Raw genomic sequence first — 6,359 nt, 5'->3', positions numbered from 1 at the left:
CCGTGTCATAGAGCTGTTAGCTCATTTCCGCGAGCTGGTTTACGAGCACGCGGTGCAACCGGCAATAGACGCCGGTCTGGTAAGCCCGCGCCACCTAGCTACCATCACGCGGAACAGGGAGACCTATGTGCCGTTCCAGGTTGTGGATTACTACCACGGTTACGTGCCACCCGGGATCATGGCACAGTATGGCACGGTCAAAGGAATTGTTAACCCGCTCCAGAGCTACACGCTCAAGGCGCTCGCGTTGCGGCGCCTCGCGGTACAAAACCGCCTCAGGCGCGGCTTTATGGAAGTGCTGGTGAATACCCCAAGCTTCACATCCCCCGAGGATTACGGACCTGAGGTCCCCGTGGTTTCAGGGGTTAGGCCCAACCCACGGCCAGGGTACTCTGCTATCTGGTACGCCAAAGACGGGATGTGGTACTTCCGCGAGGTTGAAAGCTGGCTCGCCGCCAGCCTGGAGCGGACGCCGCTTGGTTTAGCTCACTCCCTGGCCAGGTGGTTCAATAGTTTCTCCTATGGCCTCTTCCACCCGCTGCTGGTTGTTTGGCGCGCAGCGTTCACGGCACGCAACGTACTTGTCCGAGACCCGTGGCGAAACCTGAGGAACATGGCGGCCGTTATCAGCGAAACCAAGGGGACGTCGCCATTTGTAGCTAGCTTCATGTCTTTCTGGTTTCTTCTTAGGGGTTACGCCAAGACCTTCGGGCCGGCGTTCCGGTCCGCCGCACTTGGCAGCTACGAGGATGTTGTCATTCAAGCTCTACAGGAGGGAGCTTTACCGGCGCGGTTCTTTATCAGCGGCGCGCTGGCTGACCAGGGTTACTTGACAATCGACGAGTTGGCTGAGAAGACCGGGCTGTTTGTGGGGCCAAAAGTGGAACCGGTGAGTGCTGCTGTGCGCCGGGTCCTGCGCTCCTCGGGACTTCTCGGTGGGCCGATACGGGCACTAGCTCTACTTGGGTCTCACTTCTGGAAGAACGTCCTGCCCAAGTTCCCCGCTCTCTCGTGGCTCGCACGCGCTGGAATGATGGGCGAGGTTTGGCATAAGCTTGGGCCTTGGTATGTCCTCAAACACTATCTCCCGAGTCTAGAGCCGAGCCAGCGGGCGTATATTACGCTAAACCTCTTCGGTACACCGAACCCGGCACAGGCGGGCGTCTTCCCGGAGGGCTGGAACCTGGCCTTGGGTTACGGCGCGGTTGCCTGGTCTGGTTTGCGCACTGATCTGGGGCTATATGGGAGCCCGCGCACCAGAGCTGGGGTACTGTTCATGGATTCAGTGGTTTTGTTCCTCCGGCTACTTACGCTAGCCGCCCTGTTGGGCTACTTAGGGGAAGAACTGAGGGAGATGTACCGGCACATCCCCGATTGGGTAAAGGCTAATAGACTGGTCATACCACTGGGCTGGGTGGGTAGCGGGTCCGAACGGCGGGTGCGCTACATCGCGATTCCGGTAGCTGATGTATATCGCGGTCCGTGGACCCTGCTGTACTGGCTCGGGGTTCACAGCGCGAGGCTCGCTACTGCTCCCTTTAAGTACCTAACGCGTAGCTTCGGAGCCTTCAAGCGCGAGGAGTTTCCAGGTCTTAACCCCATGCTGGACCTGGTCCGCAAGTGGGTCAGCTTTATGAGCGGTGTGAACCCGCCGGATGAGCTCAGCGGCAGGCCGGTTGTACCGCAGCGCACCTTTGAGGCTGGTGATTTCGGTAGCTTTAGGCAAATGCTATACGCCACGCTGTATGATTTTGGCGTGGTAGCTGACGTTACGATGGCCGCTGCGCGCCTTGTGCCAATCACGGGCTTCGAGGAGGAGCTTGTTCCTTACCGCCCACGAGAATTCGATGACCTGTTGTTCACAGTTCTCAACGCAGCTACCGGCATGGTGGATGAGTCTCGGCGTGGGCTGGATGATGAGATTGCCCGGGAGGTCGAATGGCTCGAGACTGTGGGTGTCCAGTTCCCAGTGTCTCGTCCGGTGCGTCAGGCTTTGAGGCGGCGTTACCAGCTTAGCCGGTTGGGTCCGGGACGCAGGACGCCCGAACAGCAGGACGAGCTTAACGGCCTGAACGACTGGTACCGGGACTACTATTTGCCGTGGCGTGACATCTGGTTTTTGGCAGATAGCTTGGGTGACAGCGGTTGGAAGGAGAAAGCGATGGAGGAGCTTAAGGAATCTACCAAGCTGATCGCCCCTTCAGTGGGACGGCTACGGCCCCCGGCGCGTCCTCCGGCTCTGAGGACCGTTCCGGGACCGCGGTCAAGACTGGTGCCCAGGTAAGCTGGGGCTTAGATTCTAGATATGACGATCGGTGGGTGGTTTTACACGGCTATGGATAGGCTGCGAAACGGGTTGCTCCCGAGGCTGGTAACTGGAATCGTTGTCGCGCTGGTCCCAGTGGCTATTGGTACGATCGTATCTCTCGCCCAGGTCGCTAACAGTGTCAGCTACCTGGAGAAGCAGGTCACCCTCAAGGCCTCGGCCGATGTTGTTGCCGTGCAGTATGAGCGGCTCCTTTCAGAGGTCCGGGAGCTGAAAGAGGAAGTCCGCTTGCTTAGGATGAAGCTGGAGGCGGTGAAATGATAAGTCGCCTGCCGACGACCAACCTCCGTATTGCGACCTCGTTGTTGCTCGCCCTCGGCACCGGGGTCCGGGTTCTCTTGAGCCCATGGGAGCCGCCTACTGCCTGGCTTGTGTTTTTGTTGGGGATGATGGGTATAGATGTCGCCCAGTTCACGGCCAAAAGGGTGACATGGAAAGGGGACTCTTCTTAGGTCTAGCGCTTTCAGTTGCGCTGGGTGGCCAGGATCGGCTGAGCGTCTTCTTCGACCCTGCCAGCATCAGAATTTTCCAGTCTGTATACAAGGCAACGGTGATGGAGTTGCCGCTTTGCCTCCACGGGACACTCACCCGGGACGGTGATCTTCACATTCTAAGCGTGACCTATGTTACCCTGGCGGATGTGTCCCCCGACTCGATTAGCGAGGTATCTGCGATTGGGTTCAGGTGTGTGTCCCGGGACCTTGTAGGTATGGCTCATGTGCACCGTTCCACCAAGCCCTGGCCACGGGAGGTCTTGTGTCTACCGTCGGAGCTTGATGTGGCGACTCTTAACCATAGTGCCTGGGCTTATATCCAGGTGATCATCTGTGGCCCTACCAGTCTCAGCGTGTGGTTGGCCAACCGGGCTGACGCCACGCTCGAGGGGGTAATCTGCGAGATGGGAGCCAATCTCGTCTGCGACAAACCGATACTCCTTGGGCCAAAAGGAGGCGCTAGCTAGTGCGATGCGGCAGCTGGTTGCGGTCGTTGGCTGGTTGGTGTTGTTCGCGCTTGCGCTCGTTGCTGGGCTGGCGGCCGGCACCGCCATCAGCGCGAGCTGTGGGGGCTAGGATGGCCTCCCACGTTCAATGGCTTGTACGGCCTGAGGGGCTCAGGCAGGAGATGGTGGATGCTGTCGAGGTGTTAGGCCAGCGCTGCTACGCCCATCGCTACCGGGTACCTATCATCGTGACCAGCGCTTTCCGGGCTGGTGATAAAGGCCAACATGGGAAGGGGTGGGCTGTGGACATCAGGGGCCGCCTTCCCGCATGGGACACACCAGCACTACAGCTCAAGTTACGTCTCTGGATAGCAGCTATGTGGGTCGACGTCCTGAGGGATATGGGCTACGAGGCTGGGGAGTGGGGTATCGGCTGCTACGACTGGGAGAGTGACGATGGTCATATCCACCTGGATATCAGGCAGTTACCGGTGATCAAAGCAGCTGTATGGGTCGGAAGAGACTGACAGCCAGGTACTGTCTCGCTGTAGCGGTTTACCTCCTGCTAGCCTTGTATAGTGCGTACATCGCAGTCTGTGTTGCCTTAAGTGTCATTCTCTTGTCCACCTTTCGGAAGAGGTGACTTGTGGCTCCACGGCCTGTCTTACTTGCTGTTTCCAGCGACCAGCACGCCGGCTCCGCTCTAGCCATCTGTCCGCCTGAAGGGGTGAGACTGGACGAGGGCGGGCGCTATACGCCAAGCCAGCTGAACCTCTGGCTTTGGGAGCGATGGAACGAAGCTTGGGCTGAGGTAGCAAAGCTCAGGCGGCGGCACAAGGCGAAACTACACATCGTCTTTAACGGTGACCTCCTGGAGGGTCGGCACCACCAGACGCTGCAATTGATCGGCGGTGGCCATGCCGAGGCACAGGACTATGTCATCGAACGAGTCTATTCCGTGCCCCGCCGCCTGAAACCGGACAGTTTGATCGTCGTCAGAGGTACCAGCGCTCACGTGGGGCCGTCGGCTGAGCGCGAAGAAAGCCTCGCCCGCCGCTGGCACGCCACCAAAGATCCATCGACGGGGAAGTGGTCCTGGTGGCAGGTGGGTCTTGACATCCATGGCGTTTTTGTCCATATTAAGCATCACCCCCCTGGTGCAGGTGCCAGGGTGCCGTGGACAGAGGAGGGTTACTACAGTCGCATGGCTCACAGTATCTGGATGGTCTATGCCAAGGCGGGTTTGCGCCCGCCTGATGTGGCTTTCCGGGCGCACCTGCACAGGCATGTCGACACAGGACCGCTTTCGACGACGAGGCTTATTATCACGCCGGGCTGGCAGGGGCGGACCGAGTGGGTAGAGCGCCTTGGGAGCGAGCAAGCTCCAAGTTTTGGGCTCTCTAGCCTTTTGGTTTTCCCTGGTGGTAGGTATGAGGTGTATCACCATATCTACCAAGCGCCGGAACCGGTGCCAGTGAGGTTCTGATGTCCAAACTCACCTCCACGCAGCTGCTTGAGACGATCCGGGCGTATATCAAGCGGCCTGAGATTGCGAGCAATGGTATAACCACAAGAGAGGTGGCTATCGCCCTAGGGGTGTCGATAAGTACCGCTAGGCGCTACCTGGATGCTTTGGTGCGTGCAGGCGAACTCGAGGTGGTCCGTGTCACCGTTGTTCGCCGGGGTGACGGTGCAACTGTACCAGTGGCTGGTTACCGGCCAAGGAAGGGTAGAAAAGCCAGGTTTGATCCACGTAGTCTGAGGTTGTTGGTCGCCCTGCTGCTCATTCCTGCTCCTCTTCACGCTCCAACAGCTGTACCCTTACCCTTACCCGCTCCAGCGTATGGGTACGTGGGACCTTCTGACAGCAGCCTTATAGCCGACGTCGCTCGGCAATATCGCATTCCCGAGTTCCTGTTTGCGGCGATAGCGATAGTAGAAACTGGTTGGGTGGCCGACCATCGGGCACTAACCGCTTATGGCCGCGCAGGTGAGTTTGGCCGCATGCAAGTGATGCCTGTTTGGCGGCAGCATATTGCCGACTGCGCGGTGGGTGACCACGAGTCGCAACTTCGCTGTGGTGCTACTATTCTTCGTGGTTGCTATGAGCGTACCGGTTCCTGGGACCGAGCTGTCCGTTGCTACAACAGCCCCGTGGTCCTAGGCCGCGCGGCACGCTATATGGATAGGGTCTACCGTGTTGTAGGCCAGATGTTTATAGGAGGGCTCGACCGTTGACGAAGGAGGATGGTATGACCCTGCCAGCCAAGGTTGAGCACGGCTCGCTCGTGGAACTGCTCCAGGTTGTGGTCCAAAAAGGCGGGGATCTGGGTGCGGTAGAGAGCGCTCTGCGCTCTTTTGCCGAGTACGAGCACCGGGTGCGAGAGGCTGAAGCCAGGGAGCGCTACAGGGCTGCTATGGCTGAGTGCCACAAGCAGATAGGTCTACTTCCAGCGCCCAACCGTGTTGCCATCCCGACCAAGAGGGGTGGGACCTACACGTTCAACTACTGCGACCTAGCGACAGCAATCAAGGTCGCTGGCCCGGTGCTAGCAGCGGCTGGGTTTTCCTGGCGCTGGGATTATGCTGTCGACTGGAACACGTACGTTGTCACTGCCACCTGTTACCTATCGCACGCCAGTGGGCATACCGAGCAGGCGTCCTTTAGCTGCCCGGTTCCAGATGTTGTCGGCGAGGGTGCGAGGCCTACTATCCATGCCCTAAGCTCGGCTCGAACAGCGGCAGCCAGGTTGGCGTTCTTGGCGGTGACTGGTCTGGTGGCCGCGGCTGACGAAGAGCCGACAGAGTCTAGGGTGGTGAAGCGGCAGCCGAAGGAGCCCAAGGTACACACACTTCCTGGCGGGCCCCAGCATTTCGATGGCTGGGGAGGGAGGTCACTCGAGGAGGTGCCAGTTGACGTACTTGTGCGGGCCCGGGATTGGCTAGCCAGGGAATCCAAGTATCAAGCTTATGTCGAGGCTATCAGTCTCGAGCTTGAGCGGCGTCGTGCTGCTGCGGGCTAGTTCTGGGGTCCGCTGGCGCGGGACCGGATGGTTGCGGTTCGAATGGTAGGGTGCGCTCCTACCAGCCCCA

At 59.3% G+C, this 6,359-nt stretch carries 4 protein-coding genes; 3 read left to right on the top strand and 1 reads right to left on the bottom strand.

The annotated features are described in order from the left end of the window. Together ONB52_22025 and ONB52_22020 are read left to right on the top strand one after the other, a co-directional pair. Positions 1-2,284, top strand: a 2,284-nt coding sequence (locus ONB52_22025) for a hypothetical protein (GenBank protein MDZ7418812.1), incomplete at its 5' end; no start/stop codon positions are given. Between the two features lie 21 nt (positions 2,285-2,305). Then, a complete protein-coding gene (locus tag ONB52_22020) occupies positions 2,306-2,587 on the top strand; it encodes a DivIVA domain-containing protein (GenBank protein ID MDZ7418811.1) in 282 nt (93 codons plus the stop codon). 1,523 nt (positions 2,588-4,110) lie between these two features. On the opposite strand, the gene ONB52_22015 is transcribed toward ONB52_22020, so the two are convergent. Then, positions 4,111-4,404 (bottom strand): hypothetical protein, encoded by a 294-nt coding sequence (locus ONB52_22015; protein MDZ7418810.1) that lies wholly within the window; start codon positions 4,402-4,404, stop codon positions 4,111-4,113. A 1,114-nt stretch (positions 4,405-5,518) separates the two neighbouring features. Between ONB52_22015 and ONB52_22010 the strand changes: the two genes are divergently transcribed. After that, entirely contained in the window at positions 5,519-6,289 is a 771-nt protein-coding gene (locus ONB52_22010) for a hypothetical protein (GenBank protein ID MDZ7418809.1), read from the top strand. Positions 6,290-6,359: the final 70 nt, after the last annotated feature.

This window comes from candidate division KSB1 bacterium, assembly GCA_034506255.1.
Classification (GTDB): Bacteria; Zhuqueibacterota; Zhuqueibacteria; order Zhuqueibacterales; family Zhuqueibacteraceae; genus Coneutiohabitans; species Coneutiohabitans thermophilus.
This window is presented reverse-complemented; position numbering and strand designations above follow the sequence as displayed.

Bases quoted from the DNA above. Each gene is read 5' to 3' on its own strand.
- ONB52_22020 (MDZ7418811.1), top strand. From the start codon at position 2,306: ATGACGATCGGTGGGTGGTTTTACACGGCTATGGATAGGCTGCGAAAC.
- ONB52_22015 (MDZ7418810.1), bottom strand. From the start codon at position 4,404: ATGGACAAAAACGCCATGGATGTCAAGACCCACCTGCCACCAGGACCA.
- ONB52_22010 (MDZ7418809.1), top strand. From the start codon at position 5,519: ATGACCCTGCCAGCCAAGGTTGAGCACGGCTCGCTCGTGGAACTGCTC.